28 protein-coding genes are annotated in these 26315 nt (G+C 72.1%); 11 read left to right on the forward strand and 17 right to left on the reverse strand.

The features are described 5' to 3' along the window. Window position 1: 1 nt before the first annotated feature. Window positions 2-1180 carry a hypothetical protein gene (locus IE99_RS0104955; RefSeq protein ID WP_030164245.1) on the forward strand — a complete coding sequence of 393 codons (1179 nt, stop codon included), beginning with the start codon at window positions 2-4 and terminating at the stop codon, window positions 1178-1180. Here the strand turns inward: IE99_RS0104955 and IE99_RS0104960 are convergent. Further along, window positions 1155-1754 carry a hypothetical protein gene (locus IE99_RS0104960; protein WP_245623066.1) on the reverse strand — a complete coding sequence of 200 codons (600 nt, stop codon included), beginning with the start codon at window positions 1752-1754 and terminating at the stop codon, window positions 1155-1157. The genes IE99_RS0104955 and IE99_RS0104960 overlap by 26 nt on opposite strands. Window positions 1755-1896: 142 nt before the next feature. On the opposite strand from IE99_RS0104960, the gene IE99_RS0104965 reads away from it, so the two are divergent. Next, window positions 1897-2400, forward strand: a complete 504-nt coding sequence (locus tag IE99_RS0104965) for a PH domain-containing protein (protein WP_051712054.1) — start codon at window positions 1897-1899, stop codon at window positions 2398-2400. A 20-nt stretch (window positions 2401-2420) separates the two neighbouring features. On the opposite strand, the gene IE99_RS0104970 is transcribed toward IE99_RS0104965, so the two are convergent. Genes IE99_RS0104970 through IE99_RS0104995 form a run of 6 tightly spaced genes read right to left on the reverse strand, consistent with a single transcriptional unit; the run spans window position 2421 to window position 9376 of the window. Continuing rightward, window positions 2421-3830, reverse strand: coding sequence for an NAD(P)/FAD-dependent oxidoreductase (locus IE99_RS0104970; RefSeq protein ID WP_030164255.1), 1410 nt, complete (start codon window positions 3828-3830; stop codon window positions 2421-2423). A 13-nt stretch (window positions 3831-3843) separates the two neighbouring features. Next, window positions 3844-4671 (reverse strand): ABC transporter permease, encoded by an 828-nt coding sequence (locus tag IE99_RS0104975; protein WP_037558753.1) that lies wholly within the window; start codon window positions 4669-4671, stop codon window positions 3844-3846. Further along, window positions 4668-5531, reverse strand: a complete 864-nt coding sequence (locus tag IE99_RS0104980) for an ABC transporter permease (RefSeq protein WP_030164260.1) — start codon at window positions 5529-5531, stop codon at window positions 4668-4670. Before IE99_RS0104980 ends, IE99_RS0104975 begins: the two co-directional genes overlap by 4 nt. Further along, window positions 5531-6760 (reverse strand): polyamine ABC transporter substrate-binding protein, encoded by a 1230-nt coding sequence (locus IE99_RS0104985; RefSeq protein WP_030164263.1) that lies wholly within the window; start codon window positions 6758-6760, stop codon window positions 5531-5533. The genes IE99_RS0104980 and IE99_RS0104985 overlap by 1 nt, the downstream gene beginning before the upstream one ends. A 9-nt stretch (window positions 6761-6769) precedes the next feature. Further along, window positions 6770-7918, reverse strand: a complete 1149-nt coding sequence (locus tag IE99_RS0104990; RefSeq protein WP_030164265.1) for an ABC transporter ATP-binding protein — start codon at window positions 7916-7918, stop codon at window positions 6770-6772. 24 nt (window positions 7919-7942) lie between these two features. Further along, entirely contained in the window at window positions 7943-9376 is a 1434-nt protein-coding gene (locus tag IE99_RS0104995) for a gamma-aminobutyraldehyde dehydrogenase (protein ID WP_030164267.1), read from the reverse strand. A 159-nt stretch (window positions 9377-9535) separates the two neighbouring features. Between IE99_RS0104995 and IE99_RS0105000 the strand changes: the two genes are divergently transcribed. Then, complete coding sequence (locus IE99_RS0105000; RefSeq protein ID WP_030164270.1) at window positions 9536-9997, forward strand: Lrp/AsnC family transcriptional regulator; 462 nt, start codon at window positions 9536-9538, stop codon at window positions 9995-9997. 73 nt (window positions 9998-10070) lie between these two features. Next, window positions 10071-10334, forward strand: a complete 264-nt coding sequence (locus tag IE99_RS28860) for a type II toxin -antitoxin system TacA 1-like antitoxin (protein WP_037558755.1) — start codon at window positions 10071-10073, stop codon at window positions 10332-10334. Between the two features lie 292 nt (window positions 10335-10626). Here IE99_RS28860 and IE99_RS0105010 read toward each other — a convergent pair whose 3' ends face one another. Then, entirely contained in the window at window positions 10627-11049 is a 423-nt protein-coding gene (locus IE99_RS0105010; protein ID WP_084219295.1) for an HIT family protein, read from the reverse strand. Between the two features lie 67 nt (window positions 11050-11116). Here IE99_RS0105010 and IE99_RS0105015 point away from each other — a divergent pair, with 67 nt between their 5' ends. Further along, window positions 11117-11845: an ABC transporter ATP-binding protein gene (locus IE99_RS0105015; protein ID WP_037558756.1), complete on the forward strand. Its 729-nt coding sequence runs from the start codon at window positions 11117-11119 to the stop codon at window positions 11843-11845. A 164-nt stretch (window positions 11846-12009) separates the two neighbouring features. After that, window positions 12010-12699 (forward strand): hypothetical protein, encoded by a 690-nt coding sequence (locus IE99_RS0105020; protein WP_030164281.1) that lies wholly within the window; start codon window positions 12010-12012, stop codon window positions 12697-12699. 32 nt (window positions 12700-12731) lie between these two features. Here IE99_RS0105020 and IE99_RS0105025 read toward each other — a convergent pair whose 3' ends face one another. From IE99_RS0105025 to rlmN, 3 genes are all read right to left on the reverse strand, one after another. After that, the gene (locus tag IE99_RS0105025; protein ID WP_030164284.1) at window positions 12732-13559 is read right to left on the reverse strand and encodes a YwqG family protein; all 828 of its coding nucleotides are present in this window, start codon (window positions 13557-13559) and stop codon (window positions 12732-12734) included. Between the two features lie 76 nt (window positions 13560-13635). Then, on the reverse strand, window positions 13636-14148 hold the full coding sequence (locus tag IE99_RS0105030) for a DivIVA domain-containing protein (RefSeq protein ID WP_084219296.1): 513 nt from the start codon (window positions 14146-14148) through the stop codon (window positions 13636-13638). A 57-nt stretch (window positions 14149-14205) separates the two neighbouring features. After that, entirely contained in the window at window positions 14206-15405 is a 1200-nt protein-coding gene (gene rlmN / locus IE99_RS0105035) for a dual-specificity RNA methyltransferase RlmN (RefSeq protein ID WP_037558757.1), read from the reverse strand. 105 nt (window positions 15406-15510) lie between these two features. On the opposite strand from rlmN, the gene IE99_RS0105040 reads away from it, so the two are divergent. Beyond that, entirely contained in the window at window positions 15511-16656 is a 1146-nt protein-coding gene (locus tag IE99_RS0105040) for a suppressor of fused domain protein (protein WP_084219297.1), read from the forward strand. Between the two features lie 13 nt (window positions 16657-16669). Here the strand turns inward: IE99_RS0105040 and IE99_RS0105045 are convergent, their stop codons facing one another. From IE99_RS0105045 to rpsB, 5 genes are all read right to left on the reverse strand, one after another. Continuing rightward, window positions 16670-17629, reverse strand: coding sequence for a phosphatidate cytidylyltransferase (locus tag IE99_RS0105045; RefSeq protein ID WP_030164296.1), 960 nt, complete (start codon window positions 17627-17629; stop codon window positions 16670-16672). Then, the gene (gene frr / locus IE99_RS0105050) at window positions 17629-18186 is read right to left on the reverse strand and encodes a ribosome recycling factor (protein ID WP_030164299.1); all 558 of its coding nucleotides are present in this window, start codon (window positions 18184-18186) and stop codon (window positions 17629-17631) included. The genes IE99_RS0105045 and frr overlap by 1 nt, the downstream gene beginning before the upstream one ends. Window positions 18187-18237: 51 nt before the next feature. Next, on the reverse strand, window positions 18238-19032 hold the full coding sequence (gene pyrH / locus IE99_RS0105055) for a UMP kinase (protein WP_030164302.1): 795 nt from the start codon (window positions 19030-19032) through the stop codon (window positions 18238-18240). Between the two features lie 53 nt (window positions 19033-19085). Then, window positions 19086-19922, reverse strand: a complete 837-nt coding sequence (tsf, locus tag IE99_RS0105060) for a translation elongation factor Ts (protein WP_030164304.1) — start codon at window positions 19920-19922, stop codon at window positions 19086-19088. An 85-nt stretch (window positions 19923-20007) separates the two neighbouring features. Then, window positions 20008-20967: a 30S ribosomal protein S2 gene (rpsB, locus tag IE99_RS0105065; protein WP_030164307.1), complete on the reverse strand. Its 960-nt coding sequence runs from the start codon at window positions 20965-20967 to the stop codon at window positions 20008-20010. Window positions 20968-21344: 377 nt separating this feature from the next. Here rpsB and IE99_RS0105070 point away from each other — a divergent pair, with 377 nt between their 5' ends. Further along, window positions 21345-22034, forward strand: coding sequence for a murein hydrolase activator EnvC family protein (locus tag IE99_RS0105070; RefSeq protein ID WP_084219298.1), 690 nt, complete (start codon window positions 21345-21347; stop codon window positions 22032-22034). A gap of 152 nt (window positions 22035-22186) precedes the next feature. Here IE99_RS0105070 and IE99_RS0105075 read toward each other — a convergent pair whose 3' ends face one another. Continuing rightward, window positions 22187-23098 (reverse strand): tyrosine recombinase XerC, encoded by a 912-nt coding sequence (locus IE99_RS0105075; protein ID WP_342666181.1) that lies wholly within the window; start codon window positions 23096-23098, stop codon window positions 22187-22189. 154 nt (window positions 23099-23252) lie between these two features. On the opposite strand from IE99_RS0105075, the gene IE99_RS0105080 reads away from it, so the two are divergent. Genes IE99_RS0105080 through dprA form a run of 3 tightly spaced genes read left to right on the forward strand, consistent with a single transcriptional unit; the run spans window position 23253 to window position 26293 of the window. Further along, the gene (locus IE99_RS0105080) at window positions 23253-23606 is read left to right on the forward strand and encodes a YraN family protein (protein ID WP_030164317.1); all 354 of its coding nucleotides are present in this window, start codon (window positions 23253-23255) and stop codon (window positions 23604-23606) included. Continuing rightward, window positions 23607-25160 carry a YifB family Mg chelatase-like AAA ATPase gene (locus tag IE99_RS0105085; RefSeq protein WP_030164319.1) on the forward strand — a complete coding sequence of 518 codons (1554 nt, stop codon included), beginning with the start codon at window positions 23607-23609 and terminating at the stop codon, window positions 25158-25160. Beyond that, entirely contained in the window at window positions 25157-26293 is a 1137-nt protein-coding gene (dprA, locus tag IE99_RS0105090) for a DNA-processing protein DprA (protein ID WP_030164322.1), read from the forward strand. Before IE99_RS0105085 ends, dprA begins: the two co-directional genes overlap by 4 nt. Window positions 26294-26315: the final 22 nt, after the last annotated feature.

Below are 26315 nucleotides of genomic sequence, written 5' to 3' on the forward strand. Positions count from 1 at the left end.
CATGATCACGGTCATCCTGGTGGTGATGTGCGTCGTGGTCGGGGTCCTCGAGCTGTACGCCGGCCGCCAGTCCGGGCGGCAGGCGGCCGCCTTCGAACGCCGTATCCGGGAACTGAACGAGCAGGTCACCAAGCAGAACAACGTGCTGGTCACGGTCGGCGAGCAGCTCACCGCCGAGCTGTCGCGGGTCAAGCGGGACGTGCTGCCCGCCCTCGACACCCGGCTGCGCTCGACCGTCGACCAGGTCGAGGACCTCGCCGGCCTCGTCCACCGCGCCGACGAGTTCCTCCGCACCCAGTCGGGCCGGCTCCGCGACCTGGAGCAGCAGCGCGTCACGCTCGCCGCGCTGCGCCGCAAGCTGACCGACGTCGAGACCTCCGTGCGGACCGTGACCGCCACCGGCGCCGCCTCGATCGAGGGCAAGGTCGACACCGCGCTCGACCGCCTCGCCGACCTGGAGCGCGGCGGCGCGGAGATCCTCGACCTCCAGCGCACCCTCACCCGCACCCTCGAGGACGTCGAGGACGTCGTCGCCGAGCTCCTCCAGTACACCGAGGGCGAGCTCGGCGACACCGTCACCGCCGCGCTCACCGCCCGGCCGGCGGGCGACGCCACGTCCGTCACCGCGACCGGGCGGCTCTGGACGCGCGACGATCAGCTCGAGGACATCCTCACCGAGATGTACGAGCGGTGCGTCCGCGCGAACCGCCTGCACGTGCGGTTCCGGACCGCCGAGGGAGCGGACGGCCCGGAGGGCGCCGAGCGGCGCCGCTACTTCCTCGGCGGGCAGGACGCCGAGGACCTCGCCGGCGCGTTCAGCGCCCTGCTCATCTCCACCGGTGCCGACCTGCGCCCGAACGGCGCGGGCGCGCGCGGCCTCGCCAGGATCGAGCCCGGCCTCCCGTCCGGCGTCGAACCGGTCCGCCCGCCGGAGGACGAGGCGGCGCTCAAGGCGCTGCTGCGCGTCCTGCACGAGAGCTCCGGCGCGGTCGCGCAGATCGGCCCGCTCATGGCCGTCCGGACCCGGGACGAGCTGCTGTGCGCCGTGCTGACCGCCGGGCAGTCGCTGGAGCTGGAGAGCGACGAGGTGTTCTGGGACCCGGCCGCCGCGACCGTCCGGCTGCGGCGGCTCCCGTCCCACCAGCTGTGGGACCTCACGGCCTGGGCGGGGACGCCCTGACCGGCGCGGGCGGACCCGTGCCGTACACGCGGACGGTCCGCCGCCCCGGGTCGCCGAGCCGCACGTACAGCGGGCAGCGCGCCGCCCGCGTCGCCGGCTCCACCTCCGCGCACAGCCCGATCCCCGCCGCCCGGTCGAGGAACACGACGCTCTCCACGGCCCGTGCCCCCCGTACCGCGTACGGGACGGAGTCGGGGTCGTGCGCGTCGAACAGCTCCTCGAACGTCAGCCGGCGCGCGAACCGCAGCAGCGCCGCCGCGTCCACGACGCGCGTGCCGACGGCCGCGGACGGGCCCGCCACGACGATCCCGAAGCTCGGGTTCTCGCGGCCCCGCACGTAGATCTCACGGTCGGGCTCCAGGCCCCGGCGCCGGGCGGGCACCTGCACCCCGAACCCGGCGTCGCCGGTCACGTACGCGGGCGGGCCGAACCCGGCCGCCGCGTCGCCCGGCACGCCGACCGCCGTCTCGGGCGCCGCCCAGCCGGGCAGGTACACCGAGAGGCCGCGGAGCAGGAGCCGCCAGATCGGCCGTCCCGTGACATCCGGGTCGAACCGCCCCCGCGCGCCGTCCATGCCCACCATCATCGGCCGCCACAGGGCCCCCGTTCAAGGGGTGCGCCACCCTCACCACCCGGGCGATGCGGCGCCGCGCGCCGGTCGGCTACGGTGGAACGAACCGGATCATGAAGAGGAAACCCCCGTGAATCTTCAGGACATGATGGTGTACCGCGACAGCGGGTCGCGAACGTCCCGCCGGTACCTGATGTCCTACGAGGAGCGGGTCATCGGCGTCCGCCGCCATCCGGCGGTGCTGCTGCCGCCGATCGCGCTGGTCGTCGGCGGGATGATCGCGTGCGGCGCGGCCGCCGCCACCGTCGGCGCGCTGTGGCTGTGGTGGCTGTGGCTGCTCGCGGTCGGCTGGCTCGTCTGGAAGGTGTTCGCCTGGTCGGTGGAGTTCTTCCTGGTCACCGAGCACCGGGTGATGCTGGTCACCGGCGTGCTCAACCGGAACGTCGCGATGATGCCGGTGGCGAAGGTCACCGATATCGCGCTGGAGCGCTCGCTCGGCGGCCGGATGCTGGGGTACGGCGAGTTCATCCTGGAGTCGGCCGGGCAGAAGCAGGCGCTCCGCAACGTCCGCCACATGCCGTATCCGGAGCAGCTGTACTTCGAGGTCTCCTCCGTGATCTTCGGTTCCACGGACGAGTCCCCCGACTGACGGCGCCGGCCGGGGCCCGGTCAGGAGTCGAAGCCCAGGCCCATGCGGTCCAGGGCGCGGAGCCAGAGGCCGCGGCGGCCGGCGTTGCGGTCGGCGCGGGCGATCTCCCGGCGGGTCAGCTCGATCACGCCGAAGCGGAGCGGTTCGGGCGGGAACGGGACGGGCTTGGAGCGCACCATGGCGAGGCGGGTCCGCTCCGTGCGCTCGCCGGGGGCGAGGCCGACGCGCAGCAGGTCGAGCATGACGTCGGCGCCGAAGCGGGTCGCCCCGACGCCCAGGCCGGTGTAGCCGGCCGCGTAGGACAGGCGGCCGTCGTAGGCCGTCCCGTAGAAGGCGCAGAAGCGCGAGCACGTGTCGATGACCCCGCCCCAGGCGTTGGTGAAGCGGACGCCCTCCAGCTGGGGGAACGTGGTGAAGAAGTGCCGGGCGAGGGTCTCGAACGTGGCGGGGCGGTTCTCCAGTTCGACGCGGTTGGCGTTGCCGTAGTGGTAGATGGCGTCGTAGCCGCCCCACAGGATGCGGTCGTCGGCGGTGAGCCGGTAGTAGTGGAACTGGTTGGCGCTGTCGCCCACGCCCTGGCGGTTGCGCCAGCCGAGGGCGTCCTTCTGCTCCGGGGTCAGCGGCTCGGTCACGAGGGCGTAGTCGTAGACGGGCACGATGTAGTGCTTGAGCCGCCGGAGCAATTGCGGGAACGCTCCAATCCCGAGTGCGACGCGTCCCGCGGTGAGCGTCCCGTACGGGGTGTCGAGGCGGAGCCCCGCCCCCTCCGGGCGCAGCCGGTCGACGCGGGTGTTCTCGTGGATCCGGACGCCGAGCGACCGGCACGCGTCCGCCAGGCCCCACGCCAGCTTGGCGGGATGGACCATCGCGACGCCCTCCCGGTCCCAGAGGCCGGCGAGGTAGGTGGGCGAGGTGATCTCGGCGCGCACCGCGTCCCGGTCGAGGAGAACGGGACCGGCCCCCAGGTCGCGCGCCCGCGCGGCCTCCTCCGCGAGGCCCTCCGCCTGCCACTCCTCCGTCGCGACGGCGAGCTCTCCGGTGGTCTCCCACTCCGCGTCGATGCCGTACCGGACGAGGGTGCCGCCGATGTCGCGCAGGTTCTCGCGGCCGAGGCGCTCCAGGACCGGCAGCTCGTCCGGCCAGCGGCCGGCGCCGTTGCTCAGGCCGTGGGTGAGGCTGGCGGAGCAGAACCCCCCGTTGCGGCCGGACGCCGCGGCGCCCGCACGCCCGGCCTCCAGCACCACCACGTCGAGGGAGGGGTCGCGCTCCTTGGCGAGCAGGGCCGTCCAAAGCCCGCTGTACCCGCCGCCCACCACGGCGAGGTCGCACGTGCGCGTCCCCGTCAGGGCGGGCCGCGCCTCGGGCCGGGCCGGATCCTGGAGCCAGAAGGGGGCGGGTTCGGCGTCCGCCAGCGAGTCTCGCACGTCCACGGGCCGAGTCACCTCATCGGACGGCGCGGGCGTTCCGCCGCGCCGAAATGATCGCGATCACGACGCCGACCGCGAAGATCAGCGTGCCCATCACGTTGACCTGCGGGGGCGTACCGGTACGGGTCGAGCCGTAGATCCACAGGGGGAAGGTCACGGTGGCGCCGCTGGTGAAGTTCGAGATGACGAAGTCGTCGATCGACAGCACGAACGCCAGCAGCGCGCCGGACACCACCCCCGGCATGATGGTCGGCAGCGTGACGAGCCGGAAGCGCGCCCACGGCCCGGCTCCCAGGTCCTGCGCGGCCTCCTCGATCGAGGGGTCGAGCCCCACGACCCGGGCGCGGACGGTCACCGCCACGAACGCGATCGAGAACATCACGTGCGCCACGAGGATCGTCAGGTAGCCGCGCGGCAGGTTGAACGTGACGAACATCGACAGCAGCGACGCCCCCATCACGATCTCCGGGCAGGAGATCGCCATGAACAGGACGATGTTCGTCGCCCCCCTCCCGCGGAACCGGTAGCGGCCGAGGGCGAGGCCCGCGAACGTCCCGAGGACAGTGGTGATCAGGGTGCTCAGCAGGGCGATCGTCAGCGAGTTGACGACGGCGGTGGTGAGGTCGCTCTTGTCGAACAGATGGACGTACCACCTGAGCGTGAACCCCTCCCACCGGAAGTTCTGCTTACCGTGGGTGTCGTTGAACCCGAACAAGATCATGATCGCGATGGGCAGGATCAGCCATCCGATCAGGACCAGGGTGTAGAGCCGCAGGCCGGAGATCCGGCGCCGCCGCTTCGGCGCCCTCGGCGCCGCGGTCTCGGGCTTGGTCAGGGTGGTCATCGTCCCGCCGCCTCCAGGACGTCCTTCGTGCCGAGCGTCCGGGCGTAGACGAAGATGCCGATCAGCAGGATCGCCATCAGCGTGAACGACAGAGCGGACGCGACCGGGTAGGCGCTGTTGCCGAAGTACTCGGACTGGATCACATTGCCGATCATGGTGTTCTGGGGGCCGCCGAGGACCTCCGCGTTCACGTAGTCCGCCGAGATCGGCACGAACGTCATGATCACGCCGGCGAACACGCCGGGCAGCGAGAGCGGCAGGATCACCTTGGTGAACGCGTGCAGCCGGCTCGCGTACAGGTCGTAGGCCGCCTCCACGACCCGGTGGTCGACCCGTTCGAGCGCCACGTAGATCGGCAGCACCATGAACGGCAGGAAGTTGTACGTGAGCCCCGACACCACCGCCGTCGCCGTGTCCAGGATGTGGAAGTCGTCGGGGACGATGCCGTGGTCGCGCAGCGGCCCGAGGATCGGCCCGTTGTCGGTCAGGACGAGCTTCCAGGAGACCGTCCTGAGCACGAACGACACGAAGTACGGCAGGAGCAGGAGGAACAGGTACGTCGACTTGTGCCGGCCGCCGTGGAACGCGATCCAGTACGCGGCCGGGTAGGCGAGCGCGATGCAGGCGCCCGTCGCCAGGAGCCCGTACCAGAGGGACCGGACGAACTTGTCGCCGTAGGTGTCGAGGCCGTCGACGTAGTTGCGCCAGTGGAAGGTCTGCTGGAACCCGTCCACGAGGTTCCCGGTCTGGAGCGACAGCGACACCATCAGCACCAGCGGGATCGCGAAGAACGCGAGCAGCCACAGGCCGCTGGGCAGGATCATCAGGTACGGCGCGAGCCGGCCGCTCTTCGCGGCCATCACGAGCCCTTCGCGATGGGCTCGAAGATCTTCTGGTACTGCGTCTCCTCCGCCTGCGTGAGGCGGCGGAAGTGCTTCAGCCGCGCCATGTCGGCCTCGGACGGGTAGACGAGCGGGCTCGTGCTGAGCCGGGTCAGCTCCTCCTTCTCGTCGCCCTTCGCCTTCGCCGCGTCCGCCGCGACGATCGCCTTGGTCGCCGGGACGGGCGTGATGTAGTTGATGTACTCGGTGAGCGGCGCGTTGTTGGCCGGCAGGTACAGCCAGTCCATGAGGGTGAGGGCGTCGACCGGGTTCTCGGCGGTCTTCGGGATGCACATGTTGTCCGTCCAGAGGGTGCCGCCCTCCTCCGGGATGACGAACTTCACGTCCGGGCTGGTCAGGCTGTAGACGTCCCCGGACCACGCCATCGTGATCCAGACGTCGCCCTTGCTGACCGCGTCCACGTAGTCCTGGTTGTAGTACTTGCGGATGAGCTTCGCCTCGCGCTGCTCGCGGAGCTTCGCGGCGGCCTTCTCCCAGTCGGCGGGCGTCGACTTCTCGGGGTCGACGCCGAGGGCGAGCATCCCGAAGTTGCCGAGCTCCTGCGAGTCGCCCATCATCCCGATCCGGCCCTTGTACTTCGGGTCGAAGAGCTGGGCAATGCTGGTGATCTCGTCCTTGACGTAATTGGTGTTGTACGCGATGCCGGTGATGCCCGACATGTACGGCAGCATGAACGTGTTGCCGGGGTCGTACGACGGGTTCTTGAACCCCGCCCCCGCGTGCGCCGCGAAGTTCTTCAGCCTGCCGTGGTCGAGCGGCGCGAGGTAGCCGAGCTGCCGGCACTTCTCCAGCTGGATGCCGTTCGTGATGACCATCAGGTCGAACCCGATCGACTGGCCCGCCGCAAGCGGCGCCTGGATCTTGCCGAACCACGGACCGGTCTCCTGGATGACCTCCTTGTAGGTCACCCTGATGCCGGTCTCCTTCTCGAACGCCTTGATCGTCGCGTGGTCGTCCTGCATGTACCCGGGCCAGTTCGCCCAGTTCAGCTTCCCGTTGCGCGCCTTCCCGGCCCAGTACTCCCGAACGTCGTTCCGGCTGACCTTCGACTTGCCGCCCTGGCCCTCCACACCGCACGCCGACAGCGCGAGGCCCGCGCCGGCCGCGCCCATCAGCCTCAGGAAGTCGCGCCGGCCTGCCCGCGGCCGGGTGAGTCCGCGCACGAACGCGGGGTCGTTCTCGCTCACTGGGTGCTCCTATGCGTCCGGGTGGATGGCGTACGAGTGACGGGGGTCCCACGACAGCCAGACGTCGTCGCCGCGTACGGCGATGTCGTCCGCGGACGTCGCGTTCTGGAGGAAGACGACGACGTCCGCCCCGGCGGCCGTCGTGACGTTGTAGTTGGTGGAGGTGCCGAGGTACACGACCTCGGTCACCGTCCCCCGGACGCGGCACAGTCCCTCGTCCGGCCTGTCGAGCCCGATTCCGATCTTCTCGGGCCGGACGGTCAGCTCCAGCCGCTCGCCGACGGCGACCGCGGCGCCGTCGCGCAGCGGCACCTCGATCCGCTCGTCCGGGCCGCCCGCCAGCACCGCGCGCTCCCCCGCCCCGGCGACCTCGCCGCCCAGCAGGTTCGACGTCCCGATGAACCCGGCGACGAAGCGGGTCGCGGGCCGCTCGTAGATCTCCCGGGGCGTGCCGAGCTGCTCGATCACCCCGTCGTTCATGACGGCGATGCGGTCCGACATGGTGAGCGCCTCGCTCTGGTCGTGCGTCACGTACACGAACGTGATGCCGACCTCCCGCTGGATCCGTTTCAGCTCCACCTGCATGAGCTGGCGGAGCTTCAGGTCCAGCGCGCCCAGCGGCTCGTCCAGCAGGAGGGCGCGCGGCCGGTTGACCAGGGCGCGCGCCAAGGCGACCCGCTGCTGCTGCCCCCCCGACAGCTCCGCCGGCCGGCGCTTCTCCCGCCCCGCCAGGTCGACGACGCCGAGCATCGCGCCGACCCGGGATCTGATCTCGTCCTTGGGCACGCCCTTGCGGCGCAGGCCGAACGCGACGTTCTCGAAGACGTTCATGTGCGGGAACAGCGCGTACGACTGGAACACCATGTTGACGTCGCGCTTGTTCGCCGGGACGCCCGTGACGTCGCTCCCGTGCAGGTACACCGCGCCGGCCGTCGGATCCTCGAACCCGGCGATCATCCGCATCGTCGTGGTCTTGCCGCATCCGGACGGGCCGAGCAGGGAGAAGAACTCCCCCTCCGCTATCCGCAGGTCCACTCCGCGGACCGCCGCGACCGTCTCCCCATGGGACACGTACGACTTCTCCACACCGGACAGTTCGATCGCGGCGACGGCGCGCTCCGGGGCCTCGCGCACCGGCGCGGACTGGGTCTCGGTCATGACGGGGTTCCTTCGCCTTGCCGGTCAGGCACCGATGTAGTGCATGACGTGCTTGACACGCGTGTAGTCCTCGATGCCGTACATCGACAGGTCCTTGCCGTAGCCGGAGTGCTTGAAGCCGCCGTGCGGCATCTCCGACACGAACGGGATGTGGGTGTTCACCCACACCGCGCCGAAGTCGAGCGCCTTCGTCATCCGCATGGCGCGGCCGTGGTCCCGCGTCCACACGCTGGCCGACAGCCCGTACCGGACGTCGTTCGCCCAGCGGACCGCCTGCTCCTCGTCCGCGAACCGCTGCACGGTGATGACGGGGCCGAACACCTCGTCCTGGATCAGCTCGTCGTCCTGGCGGAGGCCGCCCACGACGGTCGGCGCGAAGAAGTACCCGCGATCGCCGACCCGCCGCCCGCCCGTCAGGATCTCGGCATGGTCGGGCGCGCGGTCGATGAACCCCTGGACGCGCTCCAGCTGGGCGGCGTTGTTGACCGGGCCGTAGTCGGCGTCCGCGTCGGCGGGCGGCCCCACCACCGTGTTCTCGGCGGCCTCCGTGAGCGCCTCCACGAAGTCGTCGTGCAGTCGCTCCGCCACCAGGACCCGGGTGGCGGCGGTGCAGTCCTGGCCCGCGTTGAAATACCCCGCGCCCGCGATGCCCGCGGCCGCGGCCTCCACGTCCGCGTCGTCGAACACGACGACCGGCGCCTTGCCGCCCAGCTCCAGGTGCACGCGCTTGAGGTCGCGGGCCGCGGACGCGGCGACCTCCATGCCCGCCCGGACCGACCCCGTGATCGCGACCATCTGCGGCGTCGGGTGCTCCACCAGCGCCCGTCCCGTGGCGCGGTCACCGCACAGCACGTTGAGGACGCCCGGCGGCAGGAACTCCGCGGCGATCTCCGCCAGCAGCAGCGTGCTCGCCGGCGTCGTCTCCGACGGCTTCAGCACCACCGTGTTGCCCGCCGCGAGCGCCGGCCCGATCTTCCAGACCGCCATCATCATCGGGTAGTTCCACGGCGTGACCTGCGCGACCACCCCGATCGGCTCCCGCCGGACCGAGGACGTGTGGTCCGCCATGTACTCGGCGGTCGCCTTGCCCTCCAGGACCCGCGACGCCCCCGCGAAGAACCGGAGGTTGTCCACCATGGGCGGGACCTCCTCGTCCATGGTGAGCTGGACGGGCTTGCCGGTGTCGCGGCACTCGGCGTCCACGAGCTCCCCGGCGCGCGCCTCCACGGCGTCCGCGAACCGCAGCAACGCGAGGCTCCGGTCCTTGGGGGTCGCGTCGCGCCAGCCGGGGAACGCGCCGGACGCCGCCCGGAACGCCGCGTCGACGTCCTCCGCGCCCGACAGGGGCGCCTCCCCGTAGACCTGGCCGGTGCTGGGATCGACCACCTCCAGCGTCCGCCCGTCCTTGGCGGGGGTGTACTCCCCACCGATAAAGTTGCGCAACCGTTCGCCGGACATGTCGCCCTCCCTGAACACCCGAGATGCCGGTGTTCGCCCGACCTTGACAGACAAAGCCGCGCCAACACAAGTGATTCCGTTGTTACGATCGAGTTTCACCACTGATTCGCTTGACCACCTTCACCCTCACCTCCGTAAGTCGCAGCTAGGAGACCCACGATGAGCCAACGACGAGGGGTCCAGCTCGACGAGACCGCGAAGCAGATCATCGAGCAGCTCCAGCAGGACGGCCGCCGCTCCTACGCCGCGATCGGCAAGGCCGTCGGCCTCTCCGAGGCCGCCGTCCGCCAGCGCGTCCAGAAGCTCCTCGACACCGGCGTCATGCAGATCGTCGGCGTCACCGACCCCCTCATGGTCGGCTTCTCCCGGCAGATGATGATCGGCGTCCGGTGCGAGGGCGACCTGCAGAGGATCGCCGAGGAGCTCGCCGCCGTCGACGAGATCGACTACGTCGTCATCACCGCCGGCTCGTTCGACATCCTCGTCGAGCTCGTCTGCGAAGACGACGAACGCCTCCTCGAGCTCCTCGGCCGCATCCGCGCCGTCCCCGGCGTCGTCGCGACCGAGAGCTTCGTCTACCTCAAGCTGCAGAAGCAGACGTATTCGTGGGGCACCCGCTGAATAGTCCTCCAAGGGGATGCCCGGCCGGTCCGCGCGACGTACCGTGAGATGCCGCAAGGAAGGGAGACCGGCCATGACCGATCCGGTTCGCCACAACCTTCCCGCCGTCCGCCCCGACGACCCCATCGCCTTCCGGGCGTCCGCCGAGCAGTGCCTCGTCATCCGCGAGGCGGCCGCGCTGATCGGCTGGACCGTCCACGACTACGTCCTGTCCGCCGCCCTGGACCGGGCCGAACGCGACCTCTACGAGCACGCCGCCGTACGGGACGTCCGGCCATCCCACCCCGCGCCCACCACGACCGAACCCTACGTGGCCGTCATTCTGGCCTCGGGCTGACCCACCGCACGCCTTCGAGACCGGCCGGGCCTGCGGTGCACCCGCACCGCAGGCACCGGAGGCACCGGAGGCGGCCTGCCCATCGCCGCCCAACCGCCTTCGCTCACCGCCCCCAGCGGCCTCCGCTCGACGGCCTCCGCTCACCGCCGCCCAGCGGGGCCTCCACTCATCGCCGCCCAGCGGGCCTCCACTCATCGCCGCCCAGCGGGCCTCCACTCACCGCCGCCCAGCGGGGCCTCCACTCATCGCCGCCCAGCGGGCCTCCACTCATCGCCGCCCAGCGGGCCTCCGCTCATCGCGGCCCGGCGGCCTCCGCCAGCCGGGCGGCGTACTCCACGGCCTCCGCGTCCGACGCGTACTTCTGCCGCGGCCAGAAGAACCCGCGCAGCCCGTCCTTCCGGTTGCGCGGCACCACGTGGACATGCAGATGCGGGACACTCTGGCTCACCCGGTTGTTCATGGCGACGAACGACCCGGCCGCCCCCAGCACGGACTCCATCGCCGCCGACAGCCGCTGGACCTCGCCGAAGAACGGCCCCACGCACTCGGCCGGCAGCTCCGCCAGCGTCTCGCAGTGCGCCCGGGGCACCACCAGCGCGTGGCCCTTGAACAAGGGCCGTGTATCGAGGAACGCGAACGCGTCGGGCCCGTCCAGGACCACGTGCGCCTCCCGCTCCCCCCGCACGATCTCGCAGAACACGCATTCCTCAGCCACGCGGACTCCCCCGGCGTTCCGACCCTTCTCACGAGGACCTTACCGACGCCCCGCTACCGTGCCTCTCATGCGGCTGAACGACGTCGCGTTCCGCTACCACCGCCGGTCCTCCTGGGTGCTGCGGAACGTCACGCTCTCCTTCCCGCCGGGCGGCGTGACCGAGGTGACCGGCCGCAACGGCGCGGGGAAGTCAACGCTCCTCCGCCTACTCGCGGGCATCCGCCGCCCCCTCAGGGGCACCATCGAGGGCCGCCCGGCCCGCGTCGGTTACGCGCCGGAGCGCTTCCCTGCGGACCAGCCCTTCACCGTGGGCGGGTACCTCTCCCACATGGCCGCGATGCGAGGCGTCCCGGACACCGCCATCACCACCTGGGCGGAACGCCTCGCCTTCGGCGACCTCCTCCCGGTGCGCCTCCCTGACCTCTCCAAAGGCAGCGCCCAGAAGGTGGGCCTTGCCCAGGCACTCATCGCGGACCCGGCCCTCCTGATCCTGGACGAGCCGTTCGCCGGCCTCGACCGCACCACCCGCGCCGACCTGCCGGCCCTCCTGGCGGAACTGGCGGCCCACGGCACCACCGTCGTCGTCAGCGACCACCAGCGCTGTCTGGAGGCACTCCCCCACACGAACCGACTGCACGTGGCCGACGCCTCGGTGACACCCCATCCCGGAAACGGCCCCTCCCCCTGGACCGTCCTGGAAGTGATCGTGCCCGCCGCCGAGGCCGCAGCAGCGGCCACCGATCTCCGCGCAGCCGGCTACCGAGTCCAACGCCGGCGGGCAGACCATGACACCTGACGAAACACCGGCCGCGGCAGCGAAGACCGACCTCCGCGCAGCCGACTACCGCGTCCGACCCCCGGCGGGCCAACCATGACACCAGACGAAACGTCGGCGGCAGCCGGCTCGCGTTGCCCGGCGGTGCCGATTCCTCTGGTGCACTCGCGGGTGGGAGGAGCGCCGTGATCGCACTGGTGCGGTTCCTGGTAGCGGGGTATCTGTGGTCTGCCCGGGTGCTCCAGCCTCTGATCGTCATAGCGTTGATCGTGGTCGTGGTCCTCCTCCAGGGGCCCGGCGGGCCGGACGCGGCGGAACCGGCCGTCGGAACGCTCGGGGACGTGGCGGCGTTCATGTTCCCCGTCTGGGCGTGGGCGGCGCGCGGGCTGCTCGATACGCAGCCGGACGAGCAGCGGGCGTTGTCGGCCACCGCGGTGGGGCGGCGGTGGGTGGCCGTGGGCGCCGGATTGCTCGCGGCCTATGGGGTGAACCTCGCACTGGGCATGATCGCACTGCTGGTTCCTCTCCTCCAGGCGGTTCTGGCCGGGGTCCCGGTGACAGCGGTCCTGACGGGATGCGGGTTGAGCGCGCTCGTGGCGGCGGCGGGCACGCTGCTCGGCGCGTGGACGAGCCGGGCGATCATTCCGAACCCGGGCCTGTCGCTGCCGGCGCTGCTCGGCGGTGCCGTGGCGGTGCTGCTGCTCGGGATCGGGCGGCTCGCGTGGCTGTCCGTGCCGATGATCGCGTGGCTGCGGTCGGCGCACGGCGGGCCGGGCGCGTTCGTGGACGGCTTCCCCGGTGTCGCCCTCCATCTGGTGCTGTGGTCCGCCGTCGTCGGCGGCGCCTACGTGGCGGCGGCCCGCGTCCGGGTATGACGGGCGGAACGTCCCGGACGGCGCCGACCTCGTCAGGTCGCCTGGACGGTCAGCCAGGCGCGTTCCAGAGGTTCGTCCTCGCGGAAGCAGAAGTAGACGCGGCCCGGGTCGCCCCAGTGCCAGCCGAGCTCCCTGTCGGAGTCGAGCTGGAGCAGCAGCCGCCACCGCTGCGCGGCCATCTCTTCGTCCGGGGGAAGGCGGACGGGACCCGGTGAGTCCAGGGAGCGGCCCGTGGAGGCGTACAGGCAGTCGGGGCCGACCGGGCGCTGGACGAGGGCGGGCCAGCCGCCGAGCTGGTGCACGGGCATGTCGTCGGGCCAGGCGTGCTGCGCCCACGCAAGGTACAGCTGCTCGTACACCGCCAGCGCACCGCTGTAAGCGGACTCCAGCCGCTGCAGCTCAGGTTCCTGCGGCGAGGGCAGGGACAGGAACGGCGCGGCGCCCAGCGCGCGCTCCGGGTAGCCGGCTGTGCCGGAGGGCGCCGTGACCTTCTCCAGCGGGCCGGTGTAGACGCGCCAGCCGTCCCGCTGGGCCGCCTGGTCCCCCCAGGGGCGCGGCGCCCCGCTCACGTAGTAGAACGCGGCCCTGCCGGACGCGGGAAGCCCCGGGATCGTGCCGAGCAGGGCGAGGTCGCCGAAGTCGACCGCGCCGAGGAAGTCGAGAGGCCGCCCGTTCCATTCCGGCCACGGCTCGCCGGGCGGCAGGAGCGGCGTGCCGCCGAGATGAACGGTCACCGGGCCGTCCTGGCCGAGCCGGAGCGCCGGCCTGGTCAGCGGCAGCAGCGCGGTGATGATCTCGGAGCCGAGGAACAGGCCGAACAGGGAGCGGAGCCGGCGGCGCTGCGAGACGAAGTGATCCATGTCACGTAGCGTTGCGTGCCCGGACGGCCCGCGCCACCCCCGCGCCGATTTGTGGATAACTTCGGTCCGGGACTTTTCACCGGCGTTCGAGCGCCCCCGCCAGCTGGACGAGGAAGCGGTCGACCTCCTGCTCGTCGTAGCCCGGCCCGAGCCTCACCACCCGGAAGGCGCTCTCCCGGACGTCGCGGGCGGTCACCGGCGGCGCGACCCCGCGCAACCCGGCGACGACCCGGTCCAGGAAGACGTCCACGTCGCGGACGTCGTACCCCGGGCGCATCCCGGCCCCGGAGAACCGCGCGTTCTGGATCCAGCTGATCAGCCACCCGGGATGGACGCGGGACCGCCCCGGGCGGACGGTGCGCGGAGCCGCCGCCTGCAGCTCCCTGATGCACTCGCGGACGAGGTCGTCCACGGCCTTCTGTTCGTAGCCGCGCAGGACGATGTCGAACCGGGTCGCGCGAACCTCGTCCGGGCTCAGCGCCGCCCCGCCGTTCAGCGCCCGAGCGATCCGCTCCAGCAGCCCGTCCACCTGATCGCGGTCATAGCCCCGCAGCGCCACCGGCAGCCGCGCACCCGTTCTCACCGGCACCGTGCTCCCTCAGCCGTCCCGCACCGGCGGGACGCCGGAACACGCCCGCCGGAGCACTCAGTCCCCGGTCGCCGCGGCCAGCTGCCCGCAGGCCCCGTCGATCTCCCTGCCCCGAGTGTCGCGCACCGTGACCGGGACCCCGTGGGCCTCCAGGCGGCGGACGAACTCCCGCTCGTCCTCCGGCCGCGAGGCGGTCCACTTGGAACCCGGCGTCGGGTTCAACGGGATCAGATTGACGTGTACGAGGTGTCCGCGCAAGAGCCTGCCGAGGAGATCGGCCCGCCACGCCTGGTCGTTCACGTCCTTGATCAGGGCGTACTCGATCGAGACGCGGCGCCCGCTGCGCTCCGCGTACGCCCAGGCGGCGTCGAGGACCTCGGCGACCTTCCACCGGTTGTTGACGGGCACCAGGTCATCGCGCAGCTCGTCGTCGGGCGCGTGGAGCGACACCGCGAGCCGGACGGACATGTCCTCGGCCGCGAGCTTGTCGATCGCCGGGACGAGCCCGACGGTCGAGACCGTCACGGCACGCTGGGAGATGCCGAGGCCGGCCGGCGCCGGGTCCGTGATCCGCCGCACCGCGCCGAGAACGGCCTTGTAGTTGGCCAGAGGCTCGCCCATCCCCATGAAGACGATGTTGGACACGCGTCCGGGGCCGCCCGGGATCCGTCCCCGGGCCAGGGCGCGCGCACCGGCGGCGACCTGCTCGACGATCTCCGCCGTGGACAGGTTCCGGGTGAGCCCGGCCTGGCCGGTGGCGCAGAACGGGCAGTTCATTCCGCAGCCCGCCTGGGACGACACGCACATCGTGGCCCGGTCCGGGTAGCGCATCAGGACCGACTCGAACAGGACGCCGTCGAACGCCTTCCAGACGGTCTTGAGCGTCCTGCCGCCGTCGCAGTCGAGTTCGCGCACGGGGGTGAGCAGATCCGGCAGCAGCGCGGACACCAGCCGGTCGCGCACGGAGGCGGGAAGATCGGTCATCGCGGCGGGGTCGTCGACGAGCCGCGCGAAGTAGTGCCGCGACAGCTGGTCGGCGCGGAACGGCCGCTCCCCCAGCTCCGCGACCGCCTCGCGGCGCTCGGCGGCCGTCATGTCGGCGAGGTGCCGGGGCGGCTTGCCGCGCCGGGGCGCGGCGAAGACGAGCTTCGCCGGGGTCTTCTTCGGCGCGGCGGCGCCCGCGCCCGCGTCCGGGGCCGGGGCCGTGCCGGCGGCCGCGGCCTGACCGGTGCCCGTGGTGTCGGTGGTGGAAGACATGGTCCCTCCAGTGTCGCAAACGCCCGCGCGTGCCTCGTCCGTGCGCGCGGCGGGATCGGGTGCGAGCGTCCCCGCCGCATCCCTCGTGCGACTAAGGTCTCGCTCATGTCGGTATTGCGCAGGGGTACCGCTTCGCCCCGAATCCCCACCGCCACGGCCGTCCACAGCGAGGCCAGCCCCTACGGGAGCCGCCGGCTGGTCATCGAGACCGACGGTGAGGTCACGGCCGCCTACCTGAAGGACGCGCGGGACTCGGTGGTCGGGGCGGTCTGGGTCGCGAACCACGTCGAGGCCCCTTCCGGCCTCGACCGTGCGCGCCTGGACGCCGGCGGCCCACCGCTCCTGCCCCGATCCCACGTGCGGCATCCGGAGGGCAGGGAGGCGCTGGACGCGTCCTCCCTCGAGGTGGTGTGGTTCGAGGAGGGCGACGGCGTCGCCGTGCTGGAGGACGGCGACCTCCTGTTCGTCATCCCGGGCTGGTCCGACATGGGACGCGGAATCCCCGGCTACAGCCGGGACGCCTCGGGGCAGAGCCCGTTCGCGTTCCCCCTGCGGGAGGAGATCGACGGCTTCGGTCCCCGCGTGGACGTCGCGCGCCGGCACTGGAAGACATGCCGGACGGAGGGCTCCTGGGCCGACTTCCAGCAGTCCGTGCTCGGCCACCTGCTGCAGAGGCTCGGCCCCGGCGGGCACTACTGGCACGACGTGGGTCGCCAACTGGCCGGCGGCCGGGCGGGCGCGGCCCCGACCGTGGGCGTCACCGAACGTCCCGCGCGCGGCGACAGGGACTTCACCGTCCTCAGCACGGTCGGCATGAGCCGCCAGCGGATGCCGACCGTGGAGCTCTACGAGGGCGACGTCGCCCCCTACGCCCGGATCGAACTGGCCGTGGCCGGGACCCTGCCCAGCCAGCGCGCCGGCAGCATCTTCCCCTGGCTCGCGCAGTACCCATGGCGGTCGGTGACGTGGTTCGCGCCCGGCGACGTCGTGAAGTGGTACCACGAGTCCCGGACGTTCCCCCTGGGGACGGACGAGTCCGCCTGGGCCGGCGTGCTCCTCCTGGAGGATCCCACCCGGCTCGCCGGCCCGCCCGCTCCCGCCCTCACCGGACTGACGGTTCAGGGCGACCCGGTGCGCTGGCTCTGGCTCGTCCCGATCACCGACGAGGACCACCGCCACGCGAAGAGCGAGGGCTCGGAGGCGCTCATCCGGCGCCTCGCCCAGCAGGGCCGCTCCTGGGTGGTGTCGTGACGCGGCGCCCGTCCTAGCTCGGGACGAACAGCTCCAGCAGGAGCCAGACGACGGGGACCGTCGCGACCAGCGAGTCGAGGCGGTCCATCACCCCTCCGTGGCCCGGCAGGAGCGTTCCCATGTCCTTGATCCCGAGATCGCGCTTGATCATGGACTCGATGAGGTCGCCGACCGTCGCGGTGACGACGGCCACCAGCCCGATCAGCACGCCGTGCCAGACCCGGCCGCCCTCCAGCAGGCTCCACACGAGCAGCCCGCCGGCGAGCATGCAGGCCAGCGCGGACCCGGTCACGCCCTCCCACGTCTTCTTCGGGCTGATCGTGGGAGCCATCTTGTGCTTGCCCAGGAACGCGCCCGCGAAGTACCCGCCGATGTCGCTGGCGACGGTGACGGCGATGAAGACCACGATGCGGTGGTCACCGTCGTCCGGGCGCATGAGGAGCGCCACGATCGCGCCCATCAGCACCAGATAGCCCGCGACGAGGATCCCGGCACCGACGTCGCGGACGTAGCCGTCCGCCCCCTTCGGCATCCGGATCATCAGGACGGCCAGCACCGTCAGCGACAGCGCGGCGACGACGGCGGTGGAGCCCCACACGTACGCGGCGACCGGGGCCGCGACCATCCCCGCGGCGAGCGGGACGAACGGCACGTCGATCCCGCGCGTCCGGAACGCGTCCGTCATCTCCTTCATGCCGAGCAGAAGGAACAGCACCATCACGCCAAGGAAGATCTCCTTGACCGTGTAGAGGGAGACCACGACCAGCGCGCCGAGGGCGGCGCCCACGACGATCGCCATCGGGAGGTTCCGTCCGGCCCTGCCGTGCGGCGGGGGACCGGCGGCGGTGGCGCCTGCGGACGGCGGTGCCCCGGAGGCCGGGTCGTCCGGCGCGTCTCCGGGGGGCGGGCCGGCCATGGCGACCTCCGGCTCATCCGGGGAGCCCGCGGGCTCCCCGGCGTCATTCGGTTTCATCAAACCTCGAGCAGTTCGGCCTTCTTGTGCTCGAGCAGCTCGTCGATCTGCGCCACGTACCGGTGCGTGGTGTCGTCGAGCTCCTTCTCCGCACGGCGGACCTCGTCCTCGCCTGCCTCGCCGTCCTTGACGAGCTTGTCGAGGGTGTCCTTGGCCCGCCGGCGCACGTTGCGGATGGAGATCTTGCTGTCCTCCGCCTTGCCGCCGGCGACCTTGATGAACTCCCTGCGGCGCTCCTCCGACAGGTCGGGGAAGACGACCCGGATGACGTTGCCGTCATTGGTCGGGTTCACCCCGAGGTCGCTGTCGCGGATGGCCTTCTCGACCGCCTGCATCGACGACTTGTCGAAGACCTGCACGACGACCATCCGCGGCTCCGGCAGCGTGAACGACGCCAGCTGGTTGATCGGCGTCGGGGTGCCGTAGTAGTCCGCGGTGATCTTGTTGAACATGGCGGGCGTGACCCGGCCGGTGCGGATGGCCTGGAAGTCCTCCTTGGCGACCGCGACCGCCTTCTCCATCTTCTCCTCGGCTTCGAGGAGGGTCTCGTCGATCACTGCGACTCCCGTGTCATCTGGTCGGCCCTTGCTCTGCTGTCCGGTCGGCGGTCAGCCTTCCGCGGGGCTGACCAGCGTGCCGATCTTCTCACCCCGGACGGCCCGGACGATGTTGCCCTGCCCCAGGAGGTCGAAGACCACGATGGGAAGAGCGTTGTCCATGCAGAGGCTGATGGCCGTGGCGTCCATGACCTTCAGTCCCCGCTGTAGAACTTCACCGTAATCCAAACGGTCGAACTTGACCGCGTCAGGATTCTTGCGGGGATCGGCGTCGTAGACGCCGTCCACCTGAGTCGCCTTCAGGACCGCCTCCGCACCGATCTCCAGCGCGCGCTGGGCGGCGGTCGTGTCGGTGGAGAAGAACGGCTGGCCGAGGCCCGCGCCGAAGATGACGACGCGGCCCTTCTCCAGGTGCCGGATGGCGCGCCGCGGAATGTACGGCTCGGCCACCTGGCTCATGGTGATGGCCGTCTGCACGCGGGTGTCCATACCGAGCTTCTCCAGGAAGTCCTGGAGGGCGAGGCAGTTGATGACGGTGCCGATCATGCCCATGTAGTCGCCGCGGCCGCGGTCCATGCCGCGCTCGGCCAGCGCGGCCCCGCGGAACATGTTGCCGCCGCCGCAGACGACGGCCACCTGGACGCCGTCCCGGACGGTCTCGGCGATGGCCTCCGCCACGTGCTGCACGATCTCCGGATCGATGCCCAGCGGGTCGCGTCCGGCGAAGGCCTCGCCGGACAGCTTCAGCAGCACCCGCTTCCAGCCGGCACGCGGCGCGTGCTGGCCGGGCGCCGGCCCGCTGGACGACGAGGCCGCCGTCGCGCTAGTGGTCGTCTTCTCCGGCACGTCGGCGGCCTCCTCGTTGTCGCGATCTCTGCGGGTCCTCCGGTCGGAGGGTCCTACGCCTGCCCGACCTTGAACCGGGCGAAGCGGACGACCTTGACGCCGGCCTCGTCGAGGACCTTCGTGATCGTCTTCTTGCCGTCCTTGACGAACGCCTGCTCCAGCAGCACGAAGTCGCGGAAGTACGCGTTCACGCGGCCCTCGACGATCTTCGGGATCGCCTGCTCGGGCTTGCCCTCCTCGCGGGTGATCTGCTCGGCGAGCGCCCGCTCCTTCTCGATCGCCTCGGCGGGGATCTCGTCGCGGGTGAGGTACTTCGGCGCCATCGCGGCGATCTGCTGCGCGATGTCCTTGGCGACCTCGGCGTTCTCCTTGTCCAGCTCGACCAGGACGCCGGTGGTCGGCGGCAGGGACGGGTCGGACTTGTGCAGGTAGCTCGCCACGTAGGCCCCCGTGAAGTGGGCGAAGCGGCGCAGCTCCAGCTTCTCGCCGATCTTGGCGCTGTTCTCCTCGATCAGGGCCTGGACGGTCGTGCCCGCCTCGATCTCGGACCCGAGCAGGGCGGCCGCGTCGGTGGCGCCGCTCTCGGCGGCGAACTTGACGAGGCGGTCCGCGAGCTCGATGAAGGAGGCGTTCTTGGCGACGAAGTCGGTCTCGCAGTTGAGCTCCAGGAGCGCGCCGTCACCGGTGCCCTGGAAGTACTCGGCGACGAGGCCGTTCGCGGCGGTGCGCTCGGCGCGCTTGCCGACGTCCTTGGCGCCCTGCAGGCGCAGCAGCTCCGTGGCCTTCTCGAAGTCGCCCTCCGCCTCCGTGAGGGCGTTCTTGCACGCCATCATGCCGGAGCCGGTCAGCTCGCGAAGCCGCTTGACGTCAGCGGCGGTGAAGTCAGCCATCGCTCTCTTCGCTTCTCTCGTCGTTGGTCGGTGGGACCCGCGACGGTCCCGGCGGCGCCCTTTCGGGGCCGCCGGGACCGCGGGATCAGGCCTGCTCGGACTCGCCGTCGGCCGGAGCGGCCTCGGCGGCGGGCTCGGTGGCGGCCTCGGCGGACTGCTCGGTGGCCTCGGCGGGCTGCTCGGCGGCGGCCTCGGCCGGCTGCTCGGCGGGCTCGGCGGGCTGCTCGGCCGGGGCGGCGTCGGCGGCGTCGGCGGGCTTGCCCTCGAGCAGGTCGCGCTCCCACTCGGCCAGCGGCTCGGCGGCACCGGCGGCGCCCTCGGCCGGCTTCTCGTCGCCGCCGCCGGCCGCACCGGCGCGGGCGATGAGGCCGTCGGCCACGGAGTCGGCGACCACGCGGGTCAGCAGGCTGACGCTGCGGATCGCGTCGTCGTTGCCCGGGATCGGGTAGTCGACCTCGTCCGGGTCGCAGTTGGTGTCGAGGATGGCGACGACCGGGATGCCGAGCTTCTTGGCCTCGTTGACCGCGATGTGCTCCTTCTTGGTGTCCACGATCCAGATGGCGGAGGGGACCTTCGCCATGTCGCGGATACCGCCGAGGGTGCGCTCCAGCTTGTCCTTCTCGCGGCGCAGGCCGAGGAGCTCCTTCTTGGTCATCCCGGAGCCGGCCACGTCGTCGTAGTCGATCTCCTCCAGCTCCTTGAGCCGGGTGAGGCGCTTGTGGACGGTGGAGAAGTTGGTGAGCATGCCGCCCAGCCACCGCTGGTTGACGAAGGGCATCCCGACCCGGGTGGCCTGCTCGGCGATGGCCTCCTGGGCCTGCTTCTTGGTGCCGACGAACAGGATCGTGCCGCCGTGCGCGACCGTGGCCTTGACGAACTCGAAGGCGCGGTCGATGTAGGACAGCGACTGCTGCAGGTCGATGATGTAGATGCCGTTGCGGTCCGTGAGGATGAACCGCTTCATCTTCGGGTTCCACCGGCGGGTCTGGTGGCCGAAGTGGACGCCGCTCTCGAGGAGCTGCCGCATGGTGACGACGGGTGCCATAGCCCGTGTTCTCCTTCTCTGGCCCGGTACCGGGCCGCATTTGGTTGTCTGCCTGCGCCCGGGCGCCGCCCCACCGTCACCGGAGGTGACGGACCGAGGGACAGCGCCCCACCATGTCGTTCGGTGGCATGCGGACGCGTGAAATCAGCCGCCGGGGTCCCAGGCGGCTGTGACTCTCCCGCTCGTGGAGCGGCTTCTCACCTCTCCGCGGGCGGATCGGCGACGGCCAGGCCCTGGCCGATGTCCAGACGGACACGGCAACAGATTATCAGGGCGCGGAGGGCGTCCGGGCATCGACGGCCCGGCGGCCGCGAGGGGTTATCCACAGTTGCGGAAGGAGCGGCGCGCCGGCCACCGTCAACGGCAGGCTCACCGGCATGACCCTGCTCACCGTGCTCGTCACCTGCATGATCGCGGCCGGTGCGCCCGGCGCGGACGCCCGGCGCTGGCCCCTCGGCCCACCCGTCCCCCAGGTCGTCCGGGCCTTCTCCCCGCCCGCCGTCCCCTGGGGCCCCGGCCACCGCGGCGTGGACCTCGCCGCGCGGCCGGGCCAGCCCGTCCACGCCGCCGCGCCCGGCCGCGTCGCGTACGCCGGCCGCATCGCGGGCCGGGGCGTCGTCACGATCGCGCACGGTGCCCTCCGCACCACGTACCTGCCCGTCCGCCCCAGCGTCCGCCCCGGGGGCCGGGTCGGAGCGGGCACCCGAATCGGCGCCCTGGAGGGCGGCACTCCGCACTGCCCGACACCCTGCCTGCACTGGGGCCTGCTCCGCGGCGGCACGTACCTGGACCCGCTGCTCCTGGTGCGTCCCCAGGTCCGTCTCCTCCCCCAGTGGCAGCCCATGCCCAAGACCGAATCGCCCCCGAGGCGGGCACCGCGCTCGTCCCATGAGATGGGCCTGCGCGACGCGACCACGGCGACCGGAGGGGCCGTCACCGGCCTGGCCTTGGCGTACACGATGAGCTTCCTGACCCGCCGCTTCCGCTTCCGCTCCCGAAATCGCCCGGACGGGGTCGTGGACCTGGCCCGAGAACGCCAGGTCCGCCGAGTCCGCCGCACCCTCTGAGCCGGGCTCTATGCCACCCGGGCCACGAACCGACCGGGACGCGTCGGCCGCCAGGGCGCGCCGGCCGACGAGCGAGGCCCCACTCGCCGCGCCGGACCGATTGATGGGCGAGGCGGAAGGGTCCCCCTGGCCCGTGTCTCCTATCCGCCCCCTCAGTCGTCGCGGACGCCTCGGGGATGGGCTCGGCGGTGCACATGTCTGAGGCGGTCCACGGACACCTGGGTGTAGAGCTGCGTCGTCTGGAGGGAGGCGTGGCCGAGGATCTCCTGGACACTGCGCAGATCGGCGCCCCCCTCCAGGAGATGGGTGGCGGCGGTGTGGCGCAGCCCGTGCGGGCCGAGGTCCGGCATCCCGCCCGCCTCGGATATCCGCGTGTGGACGATCCGGCGGGCACTGGTGGGGTGAAGCCGTCTCCCGCGCGCGCCCAGGAACATCGCGGGGCCGCTGTCCTCGGTCAGCAGGGCGGGACGTCCTGAGCGCAGCCAGTCCTGCAGGGCGCGCACGGCCGGCTCGCCGACGGGAACGGTCCGTTCACGACCGCCCTTGCCCATGACCCGGATCGTCCGGCGGCCGGTATCGAGGTCGTCCACGTCGAGGCCGCAGAGCTCCCCCACGCGCACGCCCGTTCCGTAGAGGACCTCCAAGACCGCGGCGTCGCGCAGTCCCAGGTGTCCCTCCGCGTCCAGCCCGTCGAGCAGGCGGCTCGCGTCGCCCTGGCTCAGCACGGTGGGGAGCTCCCGCTGCCGCTTCGGCGTGCCCAGCAGCAGCCCGGGATCCTCGGGCAGCAGGCCCCCGCGGTGGAGGTGCCGCGTGAACGCGCGCACGGCGGCCGTCCGGCGGGCGAGCGTGGCGCGGGCCCGGCCGGACGCGTGCTGCCGCGCCAGCCAGGCCCGCAGGAGCGCCACATCCAGGTCGGCGGGCGACGTCACTCCCACCTGAGCGGCGTACGCGCACAGGTCTCCCAGGTCTCCCAAGTAGGCGCGCAGGGTGTGCGGTGACACGTCGCGCTCGGCACGGAGGTGGCGCCCGAAGTCGTCGATGGCCTCTTCCAGAGGGATGCTCACAGCCGCCACGCTGCGCCAACGGCGCCTCCGAGGCAAGCACCGACGCCGGTATCACCCGAATCACCGGAATCGGTCTCCACGGTTATCCACAGTTCACCGTCCCCCTTCCCGCCGGTCACCGAGTGCAGCACGGTGATGACCGGAGGTGAGACCCATGACCACGCACATCGATCTCGGACGGCGCGGCGAGGACGCGGCCGCGGCATATCTGGGCGCACTCGGCTGGAAGATCATCGACCGCAACTGGCGGTGCCCCGAGGGCGAGCTCGACATCGTCGCGCACGACGGCCGCGGGCACGTCGCCTGCGAGGTGAAGACGCGCACCTCGGTCCGGTTCGGGGATCCGCTGGAAGCGATCACCCCCGCGAAGGCGCGGCGGCTGCGGCTGCTCGCCTGGCGGTGGGCTGCCGTGCACGGCGTCGGCGCGACGGGGATGCGGGTGGACGTCCTCGGCCTCCTCACCGAGGGCGGCGGCTTCTCCATCCGGCATCACCGGGAGGTGTGCTAGATGACGCTCGCGAAGACGCGCTCGGTGTCCCTGGTGGGGGTGGACGGCTTCGTCGTCGACGTGGAGGCCGCGATCACCAGCGGGATGCCCGGCCTGCACCTGGTCGGGCTGCCCGACGCGGCGCTGAACGAGGCCCGCGACCGCGTTCGCGCCGCGATCTTCAACTCCGGCGAGGACTGGCCCAACCGGCACGTCACGGTGTCGCTGTTCCCCGCCAGCCTGCCGAAACGCGGATCGACGTTCGATGTCGCCATAGCCATCGCGCTGCTCGCCGCGGCGGAGGCGGTGCCGCCCCGGGCGTGCGAGGGCCTGGTCCTGATCGGCGAACTCGGCCTGGACGGCCGCATCCGCCCCATCCCGGGGGTCCTGCCGGCCGTCCTGGCGGCGGCGAACGCGGGCTGCCGCACGGTCGTCGTCCCCCGCGCGAACGCCGCCGAGGCCGAACTCGTCCCCGGCGTGCAAGTGATCTGCGCGGCCACCCTGCGGGGCCTGCTGTGCCTGCTCCGAGACGAGCCGCCGCCACCGGAAGAGGAGCCGGACGAGACCGCCACCGGCCCCATGGACGGCCTGGCGCTCGGCAACCGGCAGGACACCTCCGGCCTCGACCTCGCCGACGTCCGCGGGCAGGCGGAGGCTCGCCGCGCCCTGGAGATCAGCGCCGCCGGAGGCCATCACCTGTTCTTCGCCGGGCCGCCCGGGTGCGGCAAGACGATGCTGGCGGAGCGGCTGCAGACCCTGCTGCCGCCGCTGGAGGCCGACTCGGCGCTCGAGGTCACCGCGATCCACTCCGTCGCGGGGACGCTCCCGCCGGGACGGCCGCTGATCGTCCAGCCGCCGTTCTACGCACCGCACCACACCGCGACCCGCGCCGCCATGGTGGGCGGCGGCTCGGGCCGCCTCCTGAAACCGGGCGCGGTCTCACTGGCCCACCGAGGGATCCTGTTCCTGGACGAGGCGCCCGAGTTCACCGGCGGAACCCTCGACGCGCTCCGCCAGCCCCTCGAAGAGGGCGAGGTGCGGATCTCCCGCGCCGAGGGCACCGCCCGCTTCCCGGCGCGGTTCACCCTCGTCCTCGCGGCGAACCCGTGCCCCTGCGCGGCGGCCAAGCAGGTCGACTGCTCCTGCGCCCCCGGCATACGCCGCAGATACCTGTCCCGCATCTCCGGCCCGCTCCTCGACCGGATCGACCTCAAGCTCGAACTGAGTCCCGCCAGCCGCGCCGAGCTCCGCTACGACCTGGAGTTCGCCGAGACCAGCGATGTAGTCGCCGAACGGGTCCTGCTCGCCCGGGAACGTACGCTGAAGCGGCTGGTCGACACGCCATGGCGCTCCAACTCCGAGATCCCCGGCCCGGAGCTGCGCCGCCGCTTCACTCCCGGCGCCGAGGCGATGAAGGCGGCCGACGACGCGCTCCAGCGGGGCACGCTCAGCGCCCGGGGCCTCGACCGGGTCCTGCGGGTCGCGTGGACGATCGCGGACCTGGCCGGGCACGAGGAGCCCCACCCGGACGACATCGGCGGCGCCCTCATGCTCTGGAGCGGGAGGCGGCCGTGAACGACGAGCGCATCGCCCGCGCCACCCTCACCGCCGTCGCCGAACCCGGCGACGTCCTCCTCAACCGGATCATCGCGCACGCCGGGGCCGAGGGCGCACTGGACATCATCCGGACGGCGCGTATCCCACATGGACTGCCCGTCACCGGGAAGGAGGCCGAGCGCCTCGACCACTGGCGGATCCGCCTGGCCGGCGCGGAACCCGACCTCGATCGCGAGGTCTGCGACCGGTTCGGCGGACGCCTCGTCTGCCCGGGAGACCCGGAATGGCCGACCACGCTCGATGACCTCGGCGACCGCCGCCCCTACGCCCTATGGCTGCGCGGGCCCGGCGACCTGCGCAACGGCGGCCTGCGGTCGGTCGCCGTCGTCGGGTCCCGCGCCGCCTCGCCCTACGGTTCGCGCGTCGCGTCCGACTTCGCCTGTGACCTCGCCGACAAGGGCTGGACGGTGATCTCCGGCGGCGCCCTCGGCATCGACGCCGCCGCGCACCGCGGCGCTCTGGCCGCCGACGGCCCGACCATCGCCGTCCTCGCCAACGGCGTCGACGTGCCCTACCCGGCGTCCAACGAGGGGTTGTTCGCCGAAATGGCTCGCCGTTGCCTGCTGGTCAGCGAATCCCCGCCGGGGACGCACCCGCACCGGCTCCGCTTCCTCGTGCGCAACCGCGTGATCGCGGCGCTCTCGCGGGGGACCGTCCTCGTGGAGGCGGAGGCTCGCAGCGGCGCGCTCAACACCGCCTCGTGGGCGCGCAAGCTGGGCCGCGTCGTGATGGCCGTCCCGGGCCCGATCACGTCCCGCACATCGGTCGGCTGCCATGCGCTCTTCCGCGAGCAGGCCGCGATCGTGGTCACCCGCTCCGAGGAGATCGTCGAGGCGGTGGGCCGCATCGGCGCCGACCTGGCCCCGCCGCCGCACACCCCGGTGCTCCCCCGCGACCGGCTGGATCCCGGCACCCGCGCGGTCCTGGAGGCGTTCCCGGCCCGGGGCGCGACCGGCCCCGCCCAGCTCGCGGTGAAGGCGGGCGCCGATCTCGTCACCGTCAACGCGAAACTGGGTCTTCTGGCCGCCGGCGGCTTCGTCGAACGCGCGCCGACCGGGTGGCGGCTCACCGAGGCGGCCAAGTCCACCTGACACCACGGCCCCGCGCCCGGCG

The organism is Spirillospora albida, from assembly GCF_000718255.1.
Classification (GTDB): domain Bacteria; phylum Actinomycetota; class Actinomycetes; order Streptosporangiales; family Streptosporangiaceae; genus Spirillospora; species Spirillospora albida.

Coding starts and splice junctions, on each gene's coding strand:
- IE99_RS0104955 (WP_030164245.1), top strand. CDS start 2: ATGATCACGGTCATCCTGGTGGTGATGTGCGTCGTGGTCGGGGTCCTC.
- IE99_RS0104960 (WP_245623066.1), bottom strand. CDS start 1,754: ATGGACGGCGCGCGGGGGCGGTTCGACCCGGATGTCACGGGACGGCCG.
- IE99_RS0104965 (WP_051712054.1), top strand. CDS start 1,897: ATGATGGTGTACCGCGACAGCGGGTCGCGAACGTCCCGCCGGTACCTG.
- IE99_RS0104975 (WP_037558753.1), bottom strand. CDS start 4,671: ATGACCACCCTGACCAAGCCCGAGACCGCGGCGCCGAGGGCGCCGAAG.
- IE99_RS0104980 (WP_030164260.1), bottom strand. CDS start 5,531: ATGGCCGCGAAGAGCGGCCGGCTCGCGCCGTACCTGATGATCCTGCCC.
- IE99_RS0104990 (WP_030164265.1), bottom strand. CDS start 7,918: ATGACCGAGACCCAGTCCGCGCCGGTGCGCGAGGCCCCGGAGCGCGCC.
- IE99_RS0104995 (WP_030164267.1), bottom strand. CDS start 9,376: ATGTCCGGCGAACGGTTGCGCAACTTTATCGGTGGGGAGTACACCCCC.
- IE99_RS0105000 (WP_030164270.1), top strand. CDS start 9,536: ATGAGCCAACGACGAGGGGTCCAGCTCGACGAGACCGCGAAGCAGATC.
- IE99_RS28860 (WP_037558755.1), top strand. CDS start 10,071: ATGACCGATCCGGTTCGCCACAACCTTCCCGCCGTCCGCCCCGACGAC.
- IE99_RS0105015 (WP_037558756.1), top strand. CDS start 11,117: ATGCGGCTGAACGACGTCGCGTTCCGCTACCACCGCCGGTCCTCCTGG.
- IE99_RS0105025 (WP_030164284.1), bottom strand. CDS start 13,559: ATGGATCACTTCGTCTCGCAGCGCCGCCGGCTCCGCTCCCTGTTCGGC.
- rlmN (WP_037558757.1), bottom strand. CDS start 15,405: ATGTCTTCCACCACCGACACCACGGGCACCGGTCAGGCCGCGGCCGCC.
- IE99_RS0105040 (WP_084219297.1), top strand. CDS start 15,511: ATGTCGGTATTGCGCAGGGGTACCGCTTCGCCCCGAATCCCCACCGCC.
- IE99_RS0105045 (WP_030164296.1), bottom strand. CDS start 17,629: ATGAAACCGAATGACGCCGGGGAGCCCGCGGGCTCCCCGGATGAGCCG.
- tsf (WP_030164304.1), bottom strand. CDS start 19,922: ATGGCTGACTTCACCGCCGCTGACGTCAAGCGGCTTCGCGAGCTGACC.
- rpsB (WP_030164307.1), bottom strand. CDS start 20,967: ATGGCACCCGTCGTCACCATGCGGCAGCTCCTCGAGAGCGGCGTCCAC.
- IE99_RS0105070 (WP_084219298.1), top strand. CDS start 21,345: ATGACCCTGCTCACCGTGCTCGTCACCTGCATGATCGCGGCCGGTGCG.
- IE99_RS0105080 (WP_030164317.1), top strand. CDS start 23,253: ATGACCACGCACATCGATCTCGGACGGCGCGGCGAGGACGCGGCCGCG.
- IE99_RS0105085 (WP_030164319.1), top strand. CDS start 23,607: ATGACGCTCGCGAAGACGCGCTCGGTGTCCCTGGTGGGGGTGGACGGC.